This is a genomic window from Streptomyces sp. KL2 (assembly GCF_046529545.1).
GTDB classification, from domain to species: domain Bacteria; phylum Actinomycetota; class Actinomycetes; order Streptomycetales; family Streptomycetaceae; genus Streptomyces; species Streptomyces radiopugnans.
Map to the genome: position 1 here is coordinate 4,656,633 of NZ_CP127170.1, position 24,002 is coordinate 4,680,634.

Sequence of the window (24,002 nt, forward strand, 5' to 3'; positions counted from 1 at the left end):
TGTGAGGCGATGCGGGGCGGCAGGACCGTAAGGAAGTGTTGCAGGAACGACACAAAGCCCGCCCGCCCCGTCCGCGCCGTCGACGGCGGTGCGTAGGGTTCGTGGCAGTCGCCGGAGACGGCGGCCGATCGCAACGGTTGGAAAGAGGGGAACGCACGTGACGGTCAACTTGTCCAAGGGACAGGCGATCAGCCTGCAGAAGTCCGACGGGGGCACCCTGACCGCGGTGCGGATGGGGCTCGGCTGGCAGGCGGCTCCCCGCCGCGGCCTGTTCGGCCGGCGCACCCAGGAGATCGACCTGGACGCCTCGGCCGTGCTCTTCGCCGGGCAGCAGCCCGTGGACGTCGTCTTCTTCCGCCACCTGGTGAGCGACGACGGCTCCGTGCGCCACACCGGCGACAACCTCGTCGGCGGCGCCGGGCAGGGGGGCGACGACGAAGCGGTCCTGGTGGACCTCCAGCGGGTCCCGGTCCACATCGACCAGATCGTCTTCACCGTGAACTCCTTCACCGGCCAGACCTTCGCCGAGGTGCAGAACGCCTTCTGCCGGCTGGTGGACGAGACCAACGGCCAGGAACTGGCGCGCTACACCCTCACCGGGGGCGGCCAGTACACCGCGCAGATCATGGCCAAGGTCCACCGCCAGGGCGACGGCTGGCAGATGACCGCCCTGGGCACCGCGGCCAACGGCCGCACCTTCCAGGACCTGATGCCCTCGATCACCCCCCTGCTGTAGCAGGCGGCGGACGGCCGCGGGGAGGCCGCGGGGGGGCGAGCCCGCAGGCGCGGTGTCCGGCCGGGGGGCCGGGCCGCGGTGGAGCACAGCGGAACACACGCAGGAGGGGGGCGCGGCGATGACGGCCGAACTGGTCCGGGGGCAGAACCACCCACTGCCCGGGAGCCGTCTGGAGATCCGGGTGTCCGCGGGAGGACCTGTCGTGGCCGGGGCCACGCTGGGCGACGAGGACGGGCGGCTGCGCGAACCCGGCTGGATCGCCCACCCCGCCTCCCCCCGCCTGCCCGGACTGGAGGTCTCGCGGCAGGCCGCCGCCGACCACCGGATCGCGGTGGACCTGGAGGCGCTCCCCGAGGCCGTACACCGGGTCAACGTGCTGCTCGCCCTGCCCACCGGTGCCGGCGGGCCGCTCTCCTTCGGGGCGACGGCCGCCCCGGTCGTGGCCGTCACCGGCCCGGACGGCACCGGGATCGCCGGCTACACCATCACCGGACTCGGCGCCGAGTCCGCCGTCGTCGCGGTGGAGCTCTACCGCCGGCTGGGCGCCTGGAAGGTACGCGCGGTAGGCCAGGGCTACGCGGGCGGGCTCGCCGCCATGCTGGAGGACCAGGGGCTGCCCCGGGCGCGCGAGCTGGCCGCCGCCGTCGAGGAGGCCATCGCCTCGGGGGCGGCCCGCTCCGTGGCACCGCCGCCGGCCCGTACCGGAGGCGAGGACCGCGGCCGGCGCACCGTGCCGGCCGGCGGATCGCCCGGCGCACCGGGCACCGCGCCGGAAGCGCTCCCGGACGCGCCGCCGGACACCGCCCCGGCGCTCCGGCCCGCATCCCAGGGACCGGCCGCGCCGACCGCGCCGCCTCCGCCCGCCGCGGGCCCCGTGGACTACCGCCACCCCCGCCGTGCGGCCCGTACGGCGGCCGCGCCGCCGCCTCCGCCGCCTGCTCAACCAGAGCAACCCGGCCGGCCCGCCCGGCCCGTCGCGGGTGACGCCGCGGGCTGGAGCATGGAGGAGCGGCTCTACAACCAGGTCTGGGGGATGTTCGAGGATCTGGCCCGTACCACCGCCGCCTACCGCAGCGCGGTCGACTTCGCCGACTCCCGCATGGAGCAGGAGCTGGACAAGGCGCTGGCCGACCCGCGCTCGCGGATCGGCGCCGCCGCGGACGCGGCCCGCGCCCGGGCCCGGGAGCGCCACGCCCAGCTCACCGACCGGGCCCGGGCCGCCCTCGAGCGCGATCTCGCCCAGCTCACCGCCGAGTCCGAGGTCGTCGAGCCGGCCCTGCCGCCCGCCTTCGCCCGCTGGGACAGCCCCGTCTGGCACGCCTACCAGGTGCCCATGGAGACACCGATGGCGGTGCGCCTGGGCGATCTCGGCCTTCCCGAGCACAGCGGCCTGCGCATCCCCATGCTGATGCGGCTGCCGCTGGAGCGCGGGCTGTGGATCGACGCCGGGCGCACCCGTTCGGCGGCCTCCCTGACGGCCGACCCGCACGAGACGCGCCGCCTGGCGGGCGAACTGGCCACCGCCGTCGCCGGCCGGCTGCTCGCCGTCCACCCGGTCGGCGGCTTCACCGTGCACGCGCTCGACCCCACCGGCGGCGCCGCGCCCACCCTGGCCCCGCTGTCGGAGGCCGGAGTGCTGCGCGAGCCGCCCGCCACGGGCCCGCAGGGCGTCGCCTCGGTACTCGCCGGGCTGACCCGCCGCGTCGACCTGGTGCAGATGGCGGTGCGCACCGGCGCCACCGACGCGCTCCCGCCGGACGTGGACCCCGCCGAGCAGTTGCTGATCGTCCACGACTTCCCGCAAGGCTTCGACGACCGCGCCGTCACCCGGCTGCGCTACCTCGCGGACGAGGGGCCGTCCGTCGGGGTCCACCTGATGATGGTCGCCGACCGGGAGGAGGCGCGGGAGTACGGCCCCGTGCTCGATCCGCTGTGGCGGTCGCTGCTGAGGATCACCCCCGTGCCCGACGACCACCTCGCCGACCCCTGGGTCGGCCACGCGTGGACGTACGAGCCGCCCCTGGTGCCCGGGGGGAGCCGGATCCTGTCCAGGGTGCTGGGGCAGGTGGCCGGGGCCCGCCGGAGGTACGGCCGCTGACGGGGCGGGCTTCGGACCCCCCGGCTTTGCCTTTCCTTGGCTCTGCTTTACCCTGCCTTGAGCGGAGGGGAGTACTCCCGTGTGCGGCGTTCCCGTCAGTACGGGCCGGGTGTGACCGGCCCCGGGGCGTCGGCCCGCGGACCGGTCGGGTCCCGGGCGGAGGAGACCTCCGGCAACCGGAGCCGGAGGATTCCCGTATGGACGTTTCCACGACCACCTGGGCGCTGACCATCGTCGGTCTGTGCGCCCTCATCGCCGTCGACTTCTTCATCGGCGGACGCAAGCCGCACGAGGTCTCCATCAAGGAGGCCGGCATCTGGACGATCGTCTGGGTCGTCCTGGCGATCCTGTTCGGCATCGGGCTGTACGCCGTCGGAGAGGGGCGGGCGGCGAGCGAGTTCGCCGCAGGCTACATCACCGAGAAGTCGCTCAGCGTCGACAACCTCTTCGTCTTCGTGCTGATCATGGCGAAGTTCGCGGTGCCCACCATCTACCAGCAGCGCGTGCTGATGATCGGAGTGCTCATCGCACTGGTGATGCGCGCGATCTTCATCGCGGCCGGCGCCGCGCTGATCTCCGCCTTCTCCTGGGTCTTCTTCATCTTCGGCGGCTTCCTCATCTGGACGGCCTGGAAGCTGGTGCGCGAGGCCCGCGCCGAGGCAGCGGGGCACGAGGAGGAGGCGTACGAGGAGAACCGCCTGCTGAAGGTGGTCGAGCGGCGCTTCCCCTCCACCTCCCAGTACCACGGCACCAAGCTGTTCGTCGTCGAGAACGGCAAGCGGCTGATGACGCCGATGCTGATCGTCATGCTGGCCATCGGCAGCACGGACCTGCTGTTCGCCCTGGACTCCATCCCGGCGATCTTCGGCCTGACCCAGGACCCGTACATCGTCTTCACCGCCAACGCCTTCGCCCTGATGGGCCTGCGCCAGCTCTACTTCCTCATCGGCGGACTGCTCAAGAGGCTGGTGCACCTGTCCTACGGGCTGTCGATCATCCTCGGCTTCATCGGCGTCAAGCTGGTGCTGCACGCCCTCCACGAGCAGGGCGTGCACGTCCCGGAGATCTCCACCCCGGTGTCGCTGGCCGTCATCTGCGGTGTCCTGGTCGTCACGACGATCACCAGCCTGCGTGCGTCCCGGAAGCTGCTGCGCGAGGAGGAGCAGGCCGCGCCGCGCGACTGAGCCGGCCCCTCCCGGAGCGGCGGTACGGCCGCCTCACGCCCGGTCGTACCGCCGCCGCGCGTCACCGCACCACCGCGACCCGCTGCTCCCGCCGCCCCGCGAGCCGGTCCAGTCCGCGCTCAGCGGCCAGCCCACCGGCACCGTACGCGCCGAGCTCCCGCCGCCCTGGACGACAGTCGCGGAGACCCTCCCCGGCGCACCGCCCGCCGCCACGGAACCGGGCGCGGTCAGCGAGAGCCCGTCCACATGGGCGCGGGTCTGGACCGAGATCCAGTCCCGGCCGGAGCCCTTGTCCACCCCCACCAGCGACCAGCCGCTGAAACCGCCCTCGCCCGCGGGCGCGGCCGGTGCCTTGCCCGCGTTGCCGTTGACCAGGTACGGCACGCCGTCCACCCGGGAGGCGTGGAAGACGCCGACGTGCGCCCCGATGAACGCCGCCCCCTTGCCGGTGCGGCGGCGGAAGTCGCCGAGCCAGTCCTCCAGGAGGTCCGCCTCCAGCCGGTCGGTCAGCCGGCTGCCCTGCTGCGGGGTCGGATCGCGCGGCGGTACGTGCGCCAGCACCACGACCGAACCGATCCCCTCGTCCCGCGCGGCGGCGTCCAGGCGCTCCCGCAGCATCCGGATCTGCTCCCAGCCTCCGCCGCGCAGGGTCAGCGAGGAGGTGTCGAGGGTGATGAAGCGAGTGCCCTTGTGGTCGAAGGAGCGATGTGCGTCGCCGAACTCCGCGCGGAAGTTCCCGATGGAGCCGCCCATCACCTCGTGGTTGCCCGGCACGTAGTACCAGGGCACCTCGTCGCCCAGCTCCTCGTCGAGCACCCGGCGGGCGAAGGCGAGGTCCCCGGGCGAGCCCTCGTCCACCCAGTCCCCGTTCACCACGGCGAAGTCGGGCCGGGCCGCCCTCACCTCCCGCAGGGTGCGCCGGGCCTTGCGCACCGCCTCGCCGTCCGGATCGCGGGCGACGAACTGGGCGTCGGAGACCACCGCGAACCGCCAGTCGCGGGCGGCCGTGCCGGCGGCCGTCGAGATCAGCGGGTCCCGGTGGGGGCCGGAGGCCGGCAGGGCGACGTCCGGCGGGGTCCGGGCGGTCAGCCCGTCCAGGACGACCTCGCCGCGGTACAGCTCGCCGGGCCGGGTCTCGGCCAGGTAGAACCGCCGGACCTTCAGCGGATGGGCGACGCCCTCGGGCACCTCGAAGGTGATCTGCCGCCAGCCGGTCCAGGTGACGTGCGGGCCGCGCAGTATCTGCGAGGTGCCGGCGGCGTCGGTGAGGTGGAGCGAGGGCCAGGCGCCGTGTCCGTCGCCCCTGAGCCACAGGGTGAAGCTCTGCGGCTGGCCGGGGACGGGGATCTGCAGCGGGGGGTTGGCGTAGGCCGCGCGGGTCGCGGTGGACTGGGTGAAGTCGTACTCCATCCGCAGCCCGGTGCCGTCGTGCCCGGCGGGATCGGCGCTCAGGGAGCCGGAGGCGCGTGCGGCGCTGAAGGTCCACTGCCCGGCGTCGTCGAAGTGCGCCACCTCGCGGTCCGTCAGGCCCACGGTGACGGCCAGGACCGTCTTCTTCCCCGCGACGGTCGCCCTGACCAGCCCGGAGGCGGACTCGGTGCCGTCGGTGGCGGCGACGGTGAATCCGGCGCGCGCCGGGTCGGGGTCGATGCGGAAGAGCGAGCGATCGTAGTCGAGCGCCACGTCCGACGGCTCCACGGGGGCGCTGCGTCCCTCGGCGTCGAAGCCGGTGAATCCGAAGTGCGCCTCGACGCCGGGCCCGGGGAGCCCGACCCGTTCCCGGGACGGGGCGATCCGCTCCAGCGCGCCCAGCACCGTCAGGGTGGTGGAGCCGCGGGCGTGGCCGCGGCGCGCGACGACATCGGCCGTACCGGACGCGCGGGCGTGGAAGACGCCGTCGCCGTCCACCCGGCCGACCTCGGGGCGGGAGCTGTGCCAGCGTGCGGCTGTCCGCGCCGGGCGTGCCGCCGGACCGTCGGCCGGGCCGTACGTCTCGTCGTGCCCCGCCGCGGTGAGCGCGCGGGTCAGACCGGGGAAGACCCGTTCCGGATGGCCGCCGGGCACATTGTCCGCCGAGGGGGCCTCGGCCGGCTCCGCGACCGTCTCCACCCAGAAGCCCTCCAGGTTTCCGCTGCCGTCGGGGGCTGTGACGGCCAGCCCGTTGGGGACCTCCCGCTCGAAGCCGTCGGAAGGGCTGTTCTCCACCTGCGGGGTGTCCGAGCCGGGCTCGCGGGCGATCAGCGTCGAGGAGCCGCCGCCGTCGAGGTTGAGCGCGTTGTGGGCCCCCAGCTCGTCCATCATCAGGGCCAGTTCGGTGAGGGTGACGCCGCCGGACGCGGCCTGGCGGCCGTCCACGGTCAGCACGTGCATCGTGGAGCCGTCCCGGGAGAAGCCCACGGCGGTGCGGGGCGCGGCGGTGTTGTTGGGCCGCCCGTCCCAGTTCCGCGGTTCGCCGTCCTCGACCAGCACGCCGCGGCCGCCGACCGCGGTACGGGGCATCTCGCCCCCGTCGGTACGCAGCCCGTACTCCCAGCTCACCGCGTCCCCCGGAGCCAGCGCGGCCAGGGCCTTCGCACCCGCGTCCCGGCCGAGCAGCACGGTCGTGCCCTCGGGGACCGGTCCGCTTCCGGGGGAGTCGTCCACGCCGGTGACCCGGCCGCCAGCGACGGTGACCTCGGCGACCTGCGACGCGCCGTCCACGGCCAGGGCACGGTCGGCCGGGCCCCACCGGGCGTTGTAGGCGCCGATGCCGTCGGCGGGGACGTTCGCGGCGTTGTACGCGGCCAGCGGCTCGGTCCCGCCGGGCAGGGTGAGGGTGCCCTCGAAGTACAGGCCGAGGACGCGGCCCGCGCCGTCCGCGCCGAAACCGGCCGCCTCATGGACGCCGGGGGCGGGCGAGTGGGTGATCTCGCCGTCGTCCAGGCCCGGACCGAGCGGGGCACCGGTTTCGTTGATGTCGAAGAAGTCGGCGTTGAAGGCGGCGACGGTGCGGCGCCCGGGGCCGGGGTCGTGCGCGGTGGCCAGTTCGGAGACGGTGGCGCGCTCGGAGACGGTGCCCGCTGACAGGTAGTCGACCTCCGCGCCGCCGCCGAGATCGACGCTGAGGGCGTCGGCGCGCAGCCACTTGTCCGGCTCCAGCCGGTCGAACGAGGTCAGTGTGGTGCCGGGTGCCACGGGCCGTACGGTGCGGGACAGCTCCATGCCGTCGTCGGCGGTGGAGGCGGTGGTGGTGCCGGCGGTGGTGGCGGTGCGTACGGGCGGGGAGGGCGAGGCGGGGACGGCGGCGACCGGTGGCGCCGACCCCAGCCCGAACGCGAGGAGGGCGGCGAGGCCCACCGAGGCCCGCCCGGAGGATCTTCTGCTCTGCGACCTTCGTGACACGACATCACCCACAGACGCTGCGAGAGAGCGCGCTTTTTGCGCGTCCAGCGCCACAGGGTGGCAAGGCCGACCGGTCTACACCAGAGGGCGTGCGCGAACACCGCCGGAACAACACGCGTTCCCCGTGCGTCCGTTGGACCGAACGGATGCACGGGGAACGCGCGGAAGCGAAGCGGGGCAGGCAGCCGGTCGCCGGGACCGGCCGTGCTCAGTCGCCGGGACCGGCCGTGCTCAGTCGCCGGGACCGGCGACGAGTCTGCCGTCCTCCACCCTGACCGGGACCGAGGGAAGAGGCGCGCCAGCCGGACCGGCCAGCACCTCGCCGCTGGTGGTGTCGAAGAGGCTGCCGTGACAGGTGCAGTCGGCCTCCAGTTCCTTCACCGAGGTCAGTACGCAGCCCGCGTGGGTGCACACCGCGCTGAACGCCCTGTACTCGCCTTCGGAGGGCTGCGAGACCACCATTCTCTTCTCGCGGTACAGCCGGGCGCCGCCCACCGGTACGGCGTCGGCCGCGCCGAGGTCCACGGGCGCGGTCGGGACCGCCGGGGCCCGCCCGCCGCCCCCGCCGGAGCAGGCGGTCAGGCCGAGCCCCGCGGCCCCGGTGAGGGCCACGCCGCACAGCACGGTACGGCGGGCGGGGGAGCCGGGGGAGCTGTCGCTCATGGTCGTGTTCTCCTCTCGGCCGCTCACGGCCTCAGCGGCAGGACGTCCTGGAGGAACTTGCCGGTGTGGCTCTCCGGCACCACCGCGACCTGCTCCGGGGTGCCCTGGGCGACGACCGTGCCGCCGCCGCTGCCGCCCTCCGGGCCCATGTCCACGACCCAGTCCGCCGTCTTGACCACATCGAGGTTGTGCTCGATGACGATCACCGTGTTGCCCTTGTCCACCAGCCCGGACAGCACCTCGATCAGCTTGCTGATGTCCTCGAAGTGCAGACCGGTGGTCGGCTCGTCCAGGACGTAGACGGTACGGCCGGTGGAGCGCTTCTGGAGCTCCGAGGCGAGCTTCACGCGCTGCGCCTCGCCGCCGGAGAGCGTGGTGGCGGGCTGGCCGAGCCGCACGTAGCCCAGACCGACGTCGTTGAGGGTGCGCAGGTGGCGGGCGATGGCGGGCACCGCCTCGAAGAACCCCAGCGCCTCCTCGATCGGCATGTCCAGCACCTCGGCGATGGACTTGCCCTTGTAGTGCACCTCCAGGGTCTCCCGGTTGTAGCGCGCGCCGTGGCAGACCTCGCACGGCACGTACACGTCCGGCAGGAAGTTCATCTCGATCTTGATCGTGCCGTCGCCGGAGCAGTTCTCGCAGCGGCCGCCCTTGACGTTGAAGGAGAAGCGCCCCGGCAGGTAGCCGCGGACCTTCGCCTCCGTCGTCTCCGCGAACAGCCGGCGCACATGGTCGAAGACGCCCGTGTACGTGGCCGGATTGGAGCGGGGGGTACGGCCGATGGGGGACTGGTCGACGTGCACGACCTTGTCGACGTTCTCGTCGCCCTCCACCCGCACGTGCCGCCCCGGCACCGACTTCGCGCCGTTCAGCTCGCGGGCCAGGTGGGTGTAGAGGATGTCGTTGACCAGGGTGGACTTGCCCGAGCCGGAGACGCCCGTGACCGCGGTGAACACCCCCAGCGGGAACGACACGTCGATGTTGCGCAGGTTGTTCTCCTTGGCGCCGCGGACGGTCAGCATCCGCTTGCGGTCCACCGGGCGGCGCTTCTCCGGGGTCGGGATGGCCCTCCGCCCCGACAGGTACTGCCCGGTCACCGACTCCTCGTTGGCCAGCAGCTCCTTCAGCGGACCGCTGTGCACCACCTTGCCGCCGTGCTCGCCCGCGCCCGGACCGATGTCCACCACCCAGTCGGAGGTCTTGATGGTGTCCTCGTCGTGCTCGACGACGATCAGGGTGTTGCCCATGTCCCGCAGCCGCACCAGGGTCTCGATCAGCCGGTGGTTGTCGCGCTGGTGCAGGCCGATGGACGGCTCGTCCAGCACGTAGAGCACGCCCACCAGGCCGGAGCCGATCTGGGTCGCCAGCCGGATGCGCTGCGCCTCGCCGCCCGAGAGCGTCCCGGCGGCGCGGTTGAGGGAGAGGTAGTCCAGACCGACGTCGACCAGGAACCGCAGCCGCTCGTTGACCTCCTTCAGAACCCGCTCGGCGATGGCCTTCTCGCGCTCGCTGAGCTCCATGGCGCTCAGGAAGTCGGCGCACTCGCTGATCGACATCGCGGAGATCTCCGCGATCGACTTCCCCTGCACCGTCACGGCCAGGACGATCGGCTTGAGCCGCGTGCCCTCGCAGGAGGGGCAGGGCACCTCGCGCATGTAGCCCTCGAAGCGCTCCCGGCTGGAGTCCGTCTCCGCCTCCGAGTGCCGCCGCCTGACGAACGGGACCGCGCCCTCGAAGGCCGTGGTGTACGACCGCTCCCGCCCGTAGCGGTTGCGGTAGCGGACCTCGATCTGCGTCCGGTGGCCGTTGAGCAGGGCCTTCCTCGCGCGCTGCGGCAGGCCGCTGAAGGGGATGTCGGTGCGGAACCCGAGCGCGTCGGCCAGGGCGCCGATCAGCCGCCCGAAGTACTCCTTGCTGTGGCCGTGCGACCAGGGGTGGATCGCGCCCTCGTCCAGCGACTTGTCCGGGTCGGGGACGACCAGCTCCGGATCCACCTCCATGCGGGTGCCGATGCCGCTGCACTCCGGGCAGGCGCCGAAGGGGGAGTTGAAGGAGAACGAGCGCGGCTCCAGCTCCTCGAACGACAGGTCGTCGTAGGGGCAGTACAGGTGCTCGGAGTACATCCGCTCGCGCTGCGGGTCGTCCTCGTCCAGGTCGACGAAGTCGAGGATCACCATGCCGCCGGAGAGGCCGAGCGCGGTCTCGACGGAGTCGGTCAGCCGCCGCTTGGCGCTCTCCTTGACCGTCAGGCGGTCGACGACCACCTCGATGGTGTGCTTCTCCTGCTTCTTCAGCTTCGGCGGGTCGGAGAGCTGGACCGTGGTGCCGTCCACCCGGGCGCGGCTGTAGCCCTTGGTCTGCAGCTCGGCGAAGAGGTCGGTGAACTCGCCCTTGCGCTGGCGCACCAGCGGGGAGAGGACCTGGAAGCGGCTGCCCTCCGTCAGCGAGAGCACCTTGTCCACGATCGCCTGCGGGGACTGCCGGGCGATCGGGCGCCCGCACTCGGGGCAGTGCGGCTTGCCGACCCGCGCGAACAGCAGCCGCAGGTAGTCGTAGACCTCCGTGATGGTGCCGACCGTCGAGCGGGGGTTGCGGGAGGTGGACTTCTGGTCGATGGAGACCGCCGGGGACAGTCCCTCGATGAAGTCCACGTCCGGCTTGTCCATCTGTCCCAGGAACTGCCGGGCGTAGGAGGACAGCGACTCCACGTAGCGACGCTGCCCCTCGGCGAAGATGGTGTCGAAGGCGAGCGAGGACTTGCCCGACCCCGACAGCCCGGTGAAGACGATGAGGGAGTCGCGGGGGAGGTCGAGCGAGACGTTCTTGAGATTGTGCTCGCGAGCCCCACGGACGATGAGACGGTCGGCCACGCCGATTGGCACCTTTCGTGTGGGATGTAGAGGGCCGGACGCCTGCCCGGAGCCCCCTGCCCAAGGGTATGGGGTAGCGCCGCCGTGGTGTCGTGCCCGGGGCGCATCGCGAGCCTATAGCACGTGCATTCGATTTACGGGTCTCCCTCTTCTCCTTCACCCGAAGGAGTGGTGGGGATAGCTTTGGATCATGACTGTGCCTGCCGCCGGCTCCGCCGGCCCCACCGCCGACCCGGTCGCCGACACCGCCGCCCTGCGGGAGTCCACCGACCGCCTCCTGACCGCCCTGCGGAAGCTGGACGACGCCGCCCTGGCCGCCCCCTCGAAACTGCCGGGCTGGACCCGCGGCCACGTCCTCGCCCACCTCGCCCGCAACGCCGACGCCCTGGTCAACGTGCTGGCCGGCCGCCCCATGTACCTCAGCGCCGAGGCCCGCGAGGCCGACATCGAGCGCGACGCCCCCCGCCCCCTGGCGGCCCAGCTGGAGGACCTGCGCACCAGCGCCGCCCGCCTGGACGAGGCGATGGCCCGGCTCACCGGCGAGCAGTGGGGCGCCACCGTCGAACTGCGCAACGGCGTCACCGACCTCGCCTCCTCCCTCCCCTTCCGCCGCCGGATCGAGGTCGAGCTGCACCACGTCGACCTCGGCATCGGCTACGGCCTGGAGGACATGCCCGCCTCCTTCACCGACCGCGAGCTGGAGAACATGGCCAGGCGGTTCGCGGGGCACCCCGAGGTGGAACCCGTGGAGATGAGGGTGGAGGACGGCCGGGTCCTGCGCACGGGCCGGGAGGCCGGGCAGGGGGAGAAGGCGGTGACCGTCGCCGGCTCGCCCACCGCGCTCGTCGGCTGGCTCACGGGCCGCACCGACGGCACCGGACTCACCGCCTCCGGGGCAGTCCTGCCCGCGCTGCCGCCCCTCTGACACACTGATCGCCGCCCGCGCCCCCTCCCGGAAGGAGCCGTAGAACCCATGCCGTACACAGGAAAAGTCGCGGTCGGCGGTCCGCCGGACGTCCACGAGCTGACCGACCTGGTGATCTCCAAGGTCGCGGTCGGCCCCATGGAGAACAACGCCTACCTGCTGCGCTGCCGCGCCACCGGCGAACAGCTCATGATCGACGCGGCCAACGAGCCCGACACCCTGCTGAGCCTCATCGGCGAGGACGGCATCGGCGCCGTCGTCACCACCCACCGGCACGGCGACCATTGGCAGGCGCTCGACACCGTCGTCCAGGCCACCGACGCGCGCACCTACGCCGGACGCTACGACGCCGAGGGCATCCCGGTGCCCACCGACGTGCCCCTGGAGGACGGCGACGCCGTGACCGTCGGCCGCATCACGCTCACCGCCCGCCACCTGCGGGGCCACACCCCCGGCTCCATCGCCCTGGTCTACGACGACCCCCACGGCCATCCGCACCTGTTCACCGGCGACTGCCTCTTCCCCGGCGGCGTCGGCAACACCCACGGCGACGCCGAGGCGTTCACCGCCCTGCTGAACGACGTGGAGGCCAAGCTCTTCGGCGAGCTCCCCGACGAGACCTGGGTCTACCCCGGCCACGGCGCCGACACCACCCTGGGCGCCGAGCGCCCGCACCTGGCGGAGTGGCGCGAGCGCGGCTGGTGACGGGCCCCGCGCGGCGTGCGGCGGCGGGGCGCGCCGCCGGCGGCCCTGCGTGTCGTACGCCGCCAGTAAGGTGGGCGCCATGGCAGACCCCTCCAGCTACCGCCCCAGGCCTGGAGAGATCCCCGACTCCCCGGGGGTCTACAAGTTCCGCGACGAACACGGCCGGGTGATCTACGTCGGGAAGGCGAAGAGCCTGCGCCAGCGCCTGGCCAACTACTTCCAGGACCTGGCGGGCCTCCACCCGCGCACCCGCACCATGGTCACCACGGCCGCCTCCGTGGAGTGGACGGTGGTCTCCACCGAGGTCGAGGCGCTCCAGCTGGAGTACTCCTGGATCAAGGAGTTCGACCCGCGCTTCAACGTCAAGTACCGCGACGACAAGAGCTACCCCTCCCTCGCGGTGACGATGAACGAGGAGTTCCCGCGCGTGCAGGTGATGCGCGGACCCAGGAAGAAGGGTGTGCGCTACTTCGGGCCGTACGCGCACGCCTGGGCGATCCGCGAGACCGTCGACCTGATGCTGCGCGCCTTCCCGGTGCGCACCTGCTCGGCCGGGGTCTTCAAGCGCTCCGCCCAGATCGGCCGCCCCTGCCTGCTCGGCTACATCGGCAAGTGCTCGGCGCCCTGCGTCGGCCGGGTCGACGCCGAGGAGCACCGGCGGCTGGCCGAGGAGTTCTGCGACTTCATGGCCGGGCGCACGGGCGCCCACCTGCGCCGCCTGGAGCAGGAGATGCACCGGGCCGCCGAGGAGATGGAGTACGAGAGGGCCGCACGGCTGCGCGACGACATGGAGGCGCTGAAGCGGGCGATGGAGAAGAACGCCGTCGTCCTGACCGACGCCACCGACGCCGACCTGGTCGCGGTCGCCGAGGACGAACTGGAGGCGGCCGTCCAGATCTTCCACGTCCGCGGCGGCCGGGTGCGCGGCCAGCGCGGCTGGGTCACGGACAAGGTGGAGGAGGTCACCACCGCCGGCCTGGTCGAGCACGCCCTCCAGCAGCTCTACGGGGAGGAGAGCGGCGACGCCGTTCCCAGGGAGGTCCTGGTCCCCGCCCTGCCCGACCCGGTGGAGCCGCTCGCGGCGTGGCTGGCGGGCCGCCGCGGCGCGGCCGTGGACCTGCGCGTGCCGCAGCGCGGCGACAAGCGCGCCCTGATGGAGACGGTGCGGCGCAACGCCCAGCAGGCCCTGGCCCTGCACAAGACCAAGCGCGCCTCCGACCTGACCACCCGCTCCCGCGCGCTGGAGGAGATCGCCGAGGCACTCGGGCTGGACTCGGCCCCGCTGCGCATCGAGTGCTTCGACATCTCCCACCTCCAGGGCGAGGACGTGGTGGCCTCGATGGTGGTCTTCGAGGACGGCCTGGCCCGCAAGAGCGAGTACCGCCGCTTCCAGATCAGGGGCTTCGCCGGCCAGGACGACGTCCGCTCCATGCACGAGGTGGTCTCCCGCCGTTTCCGCCGCTACCTCCAGGAGAGGCAGCGCACGGGCGAGTGGGCCACCGGGGAGGACTCCGGAGCGGAGGGACCCGGAACAGGAGACCCCGGGACCGAGGGACCGGACGGGCCGGCCCCGGCCGAGGAGCGGGGCGGGAACCGGCCGCCGAAGTTCGCCTACCCGCCGCAGCTGGTCGTGGTCGACGGCGGGCAGCCGCAGGTCGCCGCCGCGCGGCGGGCCCTGGACGAGCTGGGGATCGACGACGTGGCCGTGTGCGGGCTGGCCAAGCGCCTTGAGGAGGTGTGGCTGCCGGGCGAGGACGACCCGGTGGTCCTGCCCCGGACCAGCGAGGGCCTGTACATGCTCCAGCGGGTCCGCGACGAGGCGCACCGCTTCGCCATCCGCTACCAGCGCGGCAAGCGGTCGCGGGCGATGAGGGCGAGCCCGCTGGACGCCGTCCACGGCCTCGGGGAGGCCCGCAAGCAGGCCCTGGTCAAGCACTTCGGCTCGGTCAAGCGGCTGCGCGCCGCCACCGTCGAGCAGATCTGCGAGGTCCCGGGCGTCGGACGCAAGACCGCCGAGGCCGTCGCCGCGGCCCTGGCGCAGGCGGCCCCGGCCGCCCCGGCGGTGAACACCGCCACGGGTGAGATCCTGGAAGACCGGGAAGACCGGTAGGACACCGGCGATCGACAGGCGGAACGCCACAGCTGGGCGGGGGAGAGCACGATGAACGAGCACACGGGAGACGGAGCGCAGGTGGGCACGGATACGGGCGCGGTGGCGGACACCGCGGGGAACGGAGGCGACGCCGCCGCCATCCCCGAACTGGTGATCATCTCCGGCATGTCCGGCGCCGGCCGCAGCACCGCCGCCAAGTGCCTGGAGGATCTCGGCTGGTTCGTGGTGGACAACCTGCCGCCCGCCCTGATCCCGACCATGGTCGACCTCGGCGCCCGCTCGCAGGGCAACGTGGCGAAGATCGCCGTCGTCGTCGACGTCCGCGGCCGCCGCTTCTTCGACAACCTGCGCGAGTCCCTGGCCGACCTCGACGCCAAGAACGTCACCCGCCGGATCGTCTTCCTGGAGGCCTCCGACGACGCCCTGGTGCGCCGCTTCGAGTCGGTGCGCCGCCCGCACCCGCTCCAGGGCGACGGGCGCATCGTGGACGGCATCGCCGCCGAGCGCGACCTGCTGCGCGAACTGCGCGGCGACGCCGACCTGGTCATCGACACCTCCGCCCTCAACGTCCACGAGCTGCGGGCCAAGCTCGACGCCCAGTTCGCCGGCGAGGAGGAGCCCGAGCTGCGGGCGACGGTGATGTCCTTCGGCTACAAGTACGGCCTCCCCGTCGACGCCGACCTCGTCGTCGACTGCCGCTTCCTGCCCAACCCGCACTGGGTGCCGGGGCTGCGGCCGTACACCGGCCTCAACGAGGAGGTCGCCCAGTACGTCTTCAACCAGCCCGGCGCCAAGGAGTTCCTGGACCGCTACGCCGAACTGCTCCAGCTCATCGCCGCCGGCTACCGCCGCGAGGGCAAGCGCTACGTGACCGTCGCGGTCGGCTGCACCGGCGGCAAGCACCGCAGCGTGGCGATGTCCGAGAAACTGGCCGGCCGGCTGGCCGCCGAGGGCGTCGAGACCGTCGTCGTACACCGGGACATGGGACGCGAGTGACCGTCCGCACCCGAAGACTGCGGCGCCTGGTCACCACCCGCAGGGCCCGCGGCGGGACCCCCAAGGTGGTGGCGCTCGGCGGCGGCATGGGCCTGTCCGCCTCGCTGGCCGCGCTGCGCCGGATCACCCGCGACCTGACCGCCGTGGTCACCGTCGCCGACGACGGCGGCTCCAGCGGGCGGCTCCGCGACGAGCTGGGCGTCCTGCCCCCCGGCGACCTCCGCAAGGCCCTGGCCGCGCTGTGCGGCGACGACGAGTGGGGCCAGACCTGGGCCCGGGTCATCCAGCACCGCTTCGTCAGCAGGGGCGACCTGCACGAGCACGCGGTGGGCAACCTGCTGATCGTCGCCCTGTGGGAGCAGCTCGGCGACCACGTCCAGGCGCTGGACCTGGTGGGCAAGCTGCTGGGCGCGCACGGCCGGGTGCTGCCGATGTCCGCCGTCCCGCTGGAGCTGCGGGCCCTGGTGCGCGGCCACGACCCGGCGCGCCCGCAGGAGGTCACCACCGTCCGGGGCCAGGCCACCGTCGCCCTCACCCCCGGCGAGGTGCAGCAGGTGCACCTGGTCCCGCACGACCCGCCCGCCGTCCCCGAGGCGGTCGAGGCGGTCCTCGACGCGGACTGGGTGGTGCTCGGCCCCGGTTCGTGGTTCTCCTCGGTCATCCCCCACCTGCTGGTCCCCGAACTCCTCCAGGCGCTCACCGAGACCAGGGCGCGCCGTGTGCTCTCGCTCAACCTCGCGCCGCAGCCGGGCGAGACCGACGGCTTCTCCCCGCAGCGTCATTTGGAGGTTTTGGCCCGACACGCCCCTAAACTCGCCTTCGACGTGGTGCTGGCCGACCGGGCCGCCGTGCCCGACGAGGATGGCCTCCGCGACGCCGCCCGGCGCCTCGGCGGCACGGTCGAGCTGGCGCCGGTGGCCGCCCCGGGAGGGGCCCCCCGGCACGACCCGGAGCTGCTGGCCGCCGCGTACGACCGGATTTTTCGAATGCATGGAAGGATCGGCCCATGGCGATGACGGCAGCGGTGAAGGACGAGATCTCCCGGCTACCCGTCACCCGGACCTGCTGCCGGAAGTCGGAGGTCTCCTCCATCCTGCGGTTCGCCGGCGGACTGCACCTGGTGAGCGGCCGCATCGTGATCGAGGCCGAGCTGGACACCGGCATCGCGGCCCGCAGACTCCGCAAGGACATCCTGGAGATCTTCGGCCACGCCTCCGACCTGGTGGTCATGGCCCCCGGCGGGCTGCGCCGCGGCAGCCGCTACGTCGTACGGGTGGTGGCGGGCGGTGACCAGCTCGCCCGGCAGACGGGGCTGGTCGACGGCCGCGGCCGCCCGGTGCGCGGCCTGCCGCCGCAGGTGGTCTCCGGGGCCACCTGCGACGCCGAGGCCGCCTGGCGCGGCGCCTTCCTGGCGCACGGCTCGCTCACCGAGCCCGGACGCTCCTCCTCCCTGGAGGTCACCTGCCCCGGCCCCGAGGCCGCCCTCGCCCTCGTCGGCGCCGCCCGCCGCCTGCAGATCGCGGCCAAGGCGCGCGAGGTGCGCGGTGTGGACCGGGTCGTCGTCCGCGACGGCGACGCCATCGGTGCGCTGCTGACCCGGCTGGGCGCCCACGAGTCCGTACTGGCGTGGGAGGAACGGCGGATGCGCCGCGAGGTGCGGGCCACCGCCAACCGCCTGGCCAACTTCGACGACGCCAACCTGCGCCGCTCGGCCCGGGCCGCCGTCGCCGCCGGGGCCCGGGTGCAGCGCGCGCTGGAGATCCTGGGCGACGAGGTGCCCGAGCACCTGGCCGCGGCCGGCCGGCTGCGCATGGAGCACAAGCAGGCGTCCCTGGAGGAGCTGGGAGCGCTGGCCGACCCGCCGCTGACCAAGGACGCCGTCGCCGGGCGCATCCGGCGGCTGCTGGCCATGGCGGACAAGCGCGCCGCCGACCTGGGGATCCCGGGCACCGAGTCGAACCTGACGGAGGAGATGGTCGGCTGACCGGGCCCCGCGGGCCCCGGCCGCCCCTCCGGTCCCGCCTCCCGCGCGCCGCGTTCGCCGCGGGCCGCGGCGTGGACCGGGGCGTCCGGGATGTCTGCCCGGCGCCCTCGCGGGTACGTCCTGCCACCGGTGCGCCACACCGCACACGGCGGGTGGCCGATGTCACTCGCGAGCACCCGGCGCGGTAGGGTCGGAGATGGTCGGGGACATCCCAAACAGCTTTCGCCGGTGTCCGCACCGGCGTACCTAGCGAGGAGATCGGTTCGTGACGATCCGCGTAGGCATCAACGGCTTCGGCCGCATCGGACGGAACTACTTCCGCGCTCTCCTGGAGCAGGGCGCGGACGTCGAGATCGTCGGTGTCAACGACCTGACCGACAACGCGACCCTTGTCCACCTGCTGAAGTACGACAGCATCCTGGGCCGTCTGAAGCAGGAGGTCAGCCACACCGCCGACACCATCACGGTGGGCGGACAGACCTTCAGGACGATGGCCGAGCGCGACCCGGCCGCCCTCCCGTGGGGCGAGCTCGGCGCCGACATCGTCATCGAGTCCACCGGCATCTTCACCAAGCGCGAGGACGCCGCCAAGCACCTGGCGGCGGGCGCGAAGAAGGTCCTCATCTCGGCCCCGGCCAAGAACGAGGACATCACCGTCGTCATGGGCGTCAACCACGAGTCCTACGACGCCGAGAAGCACCACGTCGTCTCCAACGCCTCCTGCACCACCAACTGCGTGGCGCCGATGGCCATGGTGATGGACGAGAGCTTCGGCATCGTCAAGGGCATGATGACGACCGTCCACGCGTACACCAACGACCAGCGCATCCTGGACTTCCCGCACAAGGACCTGCGCCGCGCCCGCGCGGCGGCAGAGAACATCATCCCGACCTCGACCGGTGCCGCCAAGGCCACCGCGCTCGTCCTGCCCCAGCTCAAGGGCAAGCTGGACGGCATCGCCATGCGCGTCCCGGTCCCGACCGGCTCGGTCACCGACCTCGTGCTGGAGCTCGACCGCGAGGTCGGCAAGGACGAGGTCAACGCCGCCTTCCAGAAGGCCGCCGAGGGCCGGCTGAAGGGCGTCCTGGAGTACACCGAGGACCCGATCGTCTCCTCGGACATCGTCAACTGGCCGGCCTCCTGCACCTTCGACTCCTCCCTGACCATGGTCCAGGGCAAGCAGGTCAAGGTCGTCGGCTGGTACGACAACGAGTGGGGCTACTCCAACCGCCTCGTGGACCTGACGGTCTACGTCGGCGAGCGGCTCTGACACGCTGCCGGACAGCAGCGCCGAGAAGTGACGCGGCGGGGTTCGCGGGGCGCGATGACGCGCCCCGCGGGCCCCGTCTCGCGATGACCGGCCGCAGGGCCGGCGACCGTGCAAACCACCGAGCAGACCACCACGGAGCCACACCATGAAGACGATCGACGACCTCGGCGTCGCGGGCAGGCGGGTCTTCGTCCGCGCCGATCTGAACGTGCCGCTCGATGGCGGGACCATCACCGACGACGGCCGCATCCGCGCCGCCGTCCCGACGATCGGCAGGCTTGCCGAGGCCGGCGCCAGGGTGATCGTCGCCTCCCACCTGGGCCGCCCCGAGGGCGCCCCGGACCCGCAGTTCTCCCTCGCCCCCGTGGCCGGGCGGCTGGGTGAACTGCTGGGCAGGGACGTCGCGTTCGCCACCGACACCGTCGGCGAGTCGGCGAAGTCCACCGTCGGGGCCCTCGCCGACGGGCAGGTCGCGGTGCTGGAGAACCTGCGCTTCAACGCCGGCGAGACCAGCAAGGACGACGCCGAGCGCGGCGCCTTCGCCGACAGCCTGGCGGCCCTCGCCGACGTCTACGTCGGCGACGGCTTCGGCGCGGTGCACCGCCGCCACGCCTCCGTCTACGACCTCCCGGCGCGGCTGCCGCACGCCGCCGGCGGCCTGATCGCCACCGAGGTCGGCGTCCTGCGCAAGCTCACCGAGGACGTCGAACGCCCCTACGCCGTGGTCCTGGGCGGCGCGAAGGTCTCCGACAAGCTCGGCGTCATCGACCACCTGCTGGAGCGCGCCGACCGCATCCTCGTCGGCGGCGGCATGGCGTACACCTTCCTGAAGGCCCAGGGGCACGAGATCGGCGCCTCGCTGCTCCAGGAGGACCAGATCCCGGCCGTCCAGGGCTACCTCAAGCGAGCCGAGGAGCGCGGCGTGGAGTTCGTCCTCCCCGTCGACGTGGTGGCCGCCGCCGGTTTCCCGGACCTGAGGACCAAGGCGCCCTCCGAGCCCGTCACCGTGGCCGCGGACGCCATCCCGGCCGGCCTGATGGGGCTGGACATCGGCCCCCGCAGCCAGGAGCTGTACGCCGCCAAGCTCGCCGACGCGGCCACCGTCTTCTGGAACGGACCGATGGGCGTCTTCGAGCACCCGGACTACGCCGAGGGCACCCGGGCCGTGGCCCAGGCGCTGATCGACAGCCCGGCCTTCACCGTGGTCGGCGGCGGGGACTCCGCCGCGGCCGTCCGCATCCTGGGCTTCGACGAGGAGGCATTCGGCCACATCTCCACCGGGGGCGGCGCCAGCCTGGAGTACCTCGAGGGCAAGACGCTCCCCGGCCTGGCCGCGCTGGAGGACTGATCCGGTGCGCCGGGCCGCCCGGCGCACCGGGGGAGCACGCGCGGCCGCCGGGCCGCAGGCGATCACGATGCCCGCGCCTCCGCGCCGCGCGGGCGACAGCGACACGCTCCGCCGCCGAGGCGGAGCGAACCGAAAGGCAGCCTACCGATGGCAAACCGCACCCCGCTGATGGCGGGCAACTGGAAGATGAACCTCAACCACCTGGAGGCCATCGCCCACGTCCAGAAGCTCGCCTTCGCCCTGAACGACAAGGACTACGAGGCCGTCGAGGTCGCCGTCCTGCCGCCCTTCACCGACCTGCGCTCGGTGCAGACCCTGGTCGACGGCGACAAACTGAAGATCCGCTACGGCGCCCAGGACCTGTCGGCGCACGTCTCCGGCGCGTACACCGGTGAGATCTCCGGGGCGATGCTGGCGAAGCTCAACTGCACCTACGTGGCCGTCGGCCACTCCGAGCGGCGCCAGTACCACGGCGAGACCGACGAGCTGTGCAACGCCAAGGTCAAGGCGGCCTACCTGCACGACCTGACCCCGATCCTGTGCGTCGGCGAGGGCCTGGAGGTCCGCAGGGCCGGCGACCAGGTCGCCCACACCCTCGCCCAGGTGGACGGCGCGCTCAAGGACATCCCCGCCGAGCAGGCCGCCCGCATCGTGATCGCCTACGAGCCGGTGTGGGCCATCGGCACCGGCGAGGTCGCCACCCCCGAGGACGCCCAGGAGGTGTGCGGCGCGATCCGCGGCCGCCTGGCCGAGCTGTACGACCGCGAGCTGGCCGACGCGGTCCGCATCCAGTACGGCGGTTCGGTGAAGTCCGGGAATGTCGCCGCGATCATGGCGCAGCCGGACGTGGACGGCGCCCTGGTCGGCGGGGCCGCGCTGGACGTGGACGAGTTCGTGAAGATCGTCCGGTTCCGCGACCAGTAGGGTCGCCGGCGACCGCCGCCGGCGAGTGACGGCGGGCCGCCCACGTCGTACCCTGTCGGGGCCGGGAGCGAGCACGCGCAGCGCCTCCCGGCCCCGTACCCTGCAAGTCCCGACAGTTCCCGTCATCCGTCCGAGAGAGTTGGTCCAGCCGTGATCCTGGGGTTCTCCATCGCCCTCATCGTCTTCAGCCTGCTGCTGATGCTGCTCGTGCTGATGCACAAGGGGAAGGGCGGCGGCCTCTCCGACATGTTCGGCGGCGGCATGCAGTCCTCCGTCGGCGGCTCCTCGGTCGCCGAGCGCAACCTCGACCGCATCACGGTCGTGGTGGGTCTGATCTGGTTCGCCATCATCGTGGCGCTCGGCATCCTGATGAAGCTCGACGGCTGACGCCCGCCGACGCCTGCCGCGCGACGGCGGCCGCCGTGCTCTGACGCCGTGTCGCTTTCCCGGCCTATCATGAGGCTCGCGCCCACGGGACCCGAAGGGGGCCGCAACTCGGGTCTGTGGACGCGCGTTGGGCCCTACGTACACTGGGGCACCCGCAGCGGAGCGGCCTGTCGATGCTCCGCGGCACCGTGAAGGCAGGGAGTTACGACCGTGGCAAGTGGCAACGCGATCCGGGGAAGCCGGGTCGGAGCGGGGCCGATGGGGGAGGCCGAGCGAGGCGAGTCCGCGCCGCGCCTGCGCATCTCCTTCTGGTGCTCCAACGGGCACGAGACCCAACCCAGCTTCGCCAGCGACGCGCAGATCCCGGACACCTGGGACTGCCCGCGCTGTGGCTTCCCGGCCGGCAAGGACCGGGACAACCCGCCGGACCCGCCGCGCACCGAGCCGTACAAGACCCACCTCGCGTACGTGCGCGAGCGGCGCAGCGACGCCGACGGCGAGGCGATCCTCGCCGAGGCGCTGGCCAAGCTCCGCGGGGAGATCTGAACGCCGGTCGACCCGCCGGGCAACGCCGCACGACGGCCCGGCCGTACGCCCCCACGGGGCGCGCGGCCGGGCCGTCGTTCCATTAGGTTGGGACGCGGCGGGGTCCGTACGACAGGAATGGACTGATTTCCCAGATGAACGCTGAAGGCCGCGGCAGGCTCGACCGGATGCCGCAGTGGCAGGCGCTGGCCAGGCACCGCGAGGAGCTGGGGGAGGTGCACCTGCGCGAGCTGTTCGCCGCCGATCCGCGGCGCGGCGAGCGCTACGGCGTGCGGGTCGGCGACCTGTACCTGGACTACTCCAGGAACCTCGTCACGGACGAGACCCTGCGGCTGCTGCGCGAGCTGGCCGAGGCGACCGGGGTGGCGCGGCTGCGGGATGCGATGTTCCGCGGTGAGCGGATCAACACCACCGAGGACCGGGCCGTCCTCCACACCGCCCTGCGCGCCCCGCGCGACGCGGTGATCGAGGTGGACGGGGAGAGCGGGGAGAACGTCGTCCCCGCCGTGCACGCCGTCCTCGACCGGATGTCCGCCTTCGCCGAGGCGGTGCGGGCCGGGAAGTGGGCCGGGCACACCGGCCTGCCCGTCAGGAACATCGTCAACATCGGCATCGGCGGCTCCGATCTGGGGCCGGCGATGGCCTACGAGGCGCTGCGCGCCTACACCGACCGGGAGCTGGACGTCCGCTTCGTCTCCAACGTGGACGGCGCGGACCTGCACGAGGCGCTGCAGGGCCTGGACCCGGCCCGGACGCTGTTCGTCGTCGCCTCCAAGACCTTCACCACGATCGAGACCATCACCAACGCCACCTCCGCCAGGGACTGGCTGCTGGCCGGTCTGGGCGCGGGGAGGGAGGCGGTGGCCAAGCACTTCGTGGCGCTGTCGACGAACGCCGAGGCGGTCGCGGAGTTCGGCATCGACACCACGAACATGTTCGAGTTCTGGGACTGGGTCGGCGGGCGCTACTCGTACGACTCGGCCATCGGCCTCTCGCTCATGATCGCCATCGGCCCGGACCGCTTCCGCGAGATGCTCGACGGCTTCCGCACCGTCGACGAGCACTTCCGCACCGCGCCGCCGGAGGAGAACGCCCCGCTGCTGCTGGGCCTGCTGGGCATCTGGTACGGCGGCTTCTGGGACGCGCAGTCGCACGCGGTGCTGCCCTACAGCCACTACCTGTCGAAGTTCACCGCCTACCTCCAGCAGCTCGACATGGAGTCCAACGGCAAGTCCGTGGACCGGCGGGGCGAGCCGGTGAGCTGGCAGACCGGTCCGGTGGTGTGGGGCACCCCCGGCACCAACGGCCAGCACGCCTACTTCCAGCTCCTGCACCAGGGCACCAAGCTGATCCCGGCGGACCTGATCGGCTTCGCCCGGCCCGTGGCGGGCCTGGAGCCCGCCCTGGCGGCCCAGCACGACCTGCTGATGGCCAACCTCTTCGCCCAGGGCCAGGCGCTCGCCTTCGGCAAGACGGAGGAGGAGGTCCGCGCCGAGGGGGTCGCCGAGGACCAGGTCCCGCACCGCACGTTCCGCGGCAACCGCCCGACGACGACGATCCTGGCCTCCGAGCTGACCCCGTCGGTGCTGGGACAGCTTGTCGCCCTCTACGAGCACAAGGTGTTCGTCCAGGGCGCGGTGTGGGACATCGACTCCTTCGACCAGTGGGGCGTGGAGCTCGGCAAGGTGCTCGCCAAGCGCATCGAGCCCGCGCTGACCGAGGGCGCCGAGGTGGAGGGGCTGGACGCCTCCACGGCGGCCCTGGTGGCCCGTTACCGCTCGCTGCGCGGCCGGGACTGACGAGCGGCCCGAGACGGGCCGGACGGACCCCGGCGGGACCCCACGCCCCCCAGGGCGCCCGCACGCCGTGCGG

At 73.0% G+C, this 24,002-nt stretch carries 18 protein-coding genes; 15 read left to right on the forward strand and 3 right to left on the reverse strand.

All coding sequences use genetic code 11. The features are described 5' to 3' along the window. The first annotated feature begins 157 nt into the window (after positions 1 to 157). From QPK52_RS20910 to QPK52_RS20920, 3 genes are all read left to right on the forward strand, one after another. The gene (locus tag QPK52_RS20910; RefSeq protein WP_410538995.1) at positions 158 to 736 is read left to right on the forward strand and encodes a TerD family protein; all 579 of its coding nucleotides are present in this window, start codon (positions 158 to 160) and stop codon (positions 734 to 736) included. A 118-nt stretch (positions 737 to 854) separates the two neighbouring features. After that, positions 855 to 2,834, forward strand: coding sequence for a TerD family protein (locus QPK52_RS20915; protein ID WP_410538996.1), 1,980 nt, complete (start codon positions 855 to 857; stop codon positions 2,832 to 2,834). A gap of 197 nt (positions 2,835 to 3,031) precedes the next feature. Then, positions 3,032 to 4,018, forward strand: a complete 987-nt coding sequence (locus tag QPK52_RS20920; protein ID WP_410538997.1) for a TerC family protein — start codon at positions 3,032 to 3,034, stop codon at positions 4,016 to 4,018. A 33-nt stretch (positions 4,019 to 4,051) separates the two neighbouring features. Here QPK52_RS20920 and QPK52_RS20925 read toward each other — a convergent pair whose 3' ends face one another. The 3 genes from QPK52_RS20925 to uvrA form a co-directional block, all read right to left on the reverse strand. Next, positions 4,052 to 7,219 carry a phosphodiester glycosidase family protein gene (locus tag QPK52_RS20925; RefSeq protein ID WP_410540418.1) on the reverse strand — a complete coding sequence of 1,056 codons (3,168 nt, stop codon included), beginning with the start codon at positions 7,217 to 7,219 and terminating at the stop codon, positions 4,052 to 4,054. Positions 7,220 to 7,630: 411 nt separating this feature from the next. Beyond that, positions 7,631 to 8,062 (reverse strand): Rieske 2Fe-2S domain-containing protein, encoded by a 432-nt coding sequence (locus QPK52_RS20930; protein WP_410538998.1) that lies wholly within the window; start codon positions 8,060 to 8,062, stop codon positions 7,631 to 7,633. A gap of 23 nt (positions 8,063 to 8,085) precedes the next feature. After that, a complete protein-coding gene (uvrA, locus tag QPK52_RS20935) occupies positions 8,086 to 10,932 on the reverse strand; it encodes an excinuclease ABC subunit UvrA (protein ID WP_410538999.1) in 2,847 nt (948 codons plus the stop codon). A 190-nt stretch (positions 10,933 to 11,122) separates the two neighbouring features. On the opposite strand from uvrA, the gene QPK52_RS20940 reads away from it, so the two are divergent. From QPK52_RS20940 to pgi, 12 genes are all read left to right on the forward strand, one after another. Further along, positions 11,123 to 11,857, forward strand: a complete 735-nt coding sequence (locus tag QPK52_RS20940; RefSeq protein ID WP_410539000.1) for a maleylpyruvate isomerase family mycothiol-dependent enzyme — start codon at positions 11,123 to 11,125, stop codon at positions 11,855 to 11,857. Between the two features lie 48 nt (positions 11,858 to 11,905). Beyond that, entirely contained in the window at positions 11,906 to 12,562 is a 657-nt protein-coding gene (locus tag QPK52_RS20945; RefSeq protein ID WP_093655358.1) for an MBL fold metallo-hydrolase, read from the forward strand. Positions 12,563 to 12,641: 79 nt separating this feature from the next. Continuing rightward, positions 12,642 to 14,672, forward strand: a complete 2,031-nt coding sequence (gene uvrC, locus QPK52_RS20950) for an excinuclease ABC subunit UvrC (protein ID WP_410539001.1) — start codon at positions 12,642 to 12,644, stop codon at positions 14,670 to 14,672. Between the two features lie 51 nt (positions 14,673 to 14,723). After that, positions 14,724 to 15,671, forward strand: coding sequence for an RNase adapter RapZ (gene rapZ, locus QPK52_RS20955; protein ID WP_410539002.1), 948 nt, complete (start codon positions 14,724 to 14,726; stop codon positions 15,669 to 15,671). Then, positions 15,668 to 16,687 carry a gluconeogenesis factor YvcK family protein gene (locus tag QPK52_RS20960; RefSeq protein WP_410539003.1) on the forward strand — a complete coding sequence of 340 codons (1,020 nt, stop codon included), beginning with the start codon at positions 15,668 to 15,670 and terminating at the stop codon, positions 16,685 to 16,687. Before rapZ ends, QPK52_RS20960 begins: the two co-directional genes overlap by 4 nt. After that, positions 16,678 to 17,655, forward strand: a complete 978-nt coding sequence (gene whiA, locus QPK52_RS20965) for a DNA-binding protein WhiA (protein WP_093655366.1) — start codon at positions 16,678 to 16,680, stop codon at positions 17,653 to 17,655. The genes QPK52_RS20960 and whiA overlap by 10 nt, the downstream gene beginning before the upstream one ends. 265 nt (positions 17,656 to 17,920) lie before the next feature. Then, positions 17,921 to 18,925 carry a type I glyceraldehyde-3-phosphate dehydrogenase gene (gene gap / locus QPK52_RS20970; RefSeq protein WP_410539004.1) on the forward strand — a complete coding sequence of 335 codons (1,005 nt, stop codon included), beginning with the start codon at positions 17,921 to 17,923 and terminating at the stop codon, positions 18,923 to 18,925. Between the two features lie 145 nt (positions 18,926 to 19,070). Then, a complete protein-coding gene (locus QPK52_RS20975; RefSeq protein WP_410539005.1) occupies positions 19,071 to 20,273 on the forward strand; it encodes a phosphoglycerate kinase in 1,203 nt (400 codons plus the stop codon). Positions 20,274 to 20,420: 147 nt separating this feature from the next. After that, positions 20,421 to 21,197 carry a triose-phosphate isomerase gene (tpiA, locus tag QPK52_RS20980; protein ID WP_093655371.1) on the forward strand — a complete coding sequence of 259 codons (777 nt, stop codon included), beginning with the start codon at positions 20,421 to 20,423 and terminating at the stop codon, positions 21,195 to 21,197. Positions 21,198 to 21,347: 150 nt separating this feature from the next. Next, positions 21,348 to 21,584 carry a preprotein translocase subunit SecG gene (gene secG / locus QPK52_RS20985; RefSeq protein ID WP_093655373.1) on the forward strand — a complete coding sequence of 79 codons (237 nt, stop codon included), beginning with the start codon at positions 21,348 to 21,350 and terminating at the stop codon, positions 21,582 to 21,584. A 210-nt stretch (positions 21,585 to 21,794) separates the two neighbouring features. Continuing rightward, positions 21,795 to 22,130 carry an RNA polymerase-binding protein RbpA gene (locus QPK52_RS20990; RefSeq protein ID WP_076971064.1) on the forward strand — a complete coding sequence of 112 codons (336 nt, stop codon included), beginning with the start codon at positions 21,795 to 21,797 and terminating at the stop codon, positions 22,128 to 22,130. A gap of 134 nt (positions 22,131 to 22,264) precedes the next feature. Next, a complete protein-coding gene (gene pgi / locus QPK52_RS20995; RefSeq protein ID WP_410539006.1) occupies positions 22,265 to 23,929 on the forward strand; it encodes a glucose-6-phosphate isomerase in 1,665 nt (554 codons plus the stop codon). Positions 23,930 to 24,002: the final 73 nt, after the last annotated feature.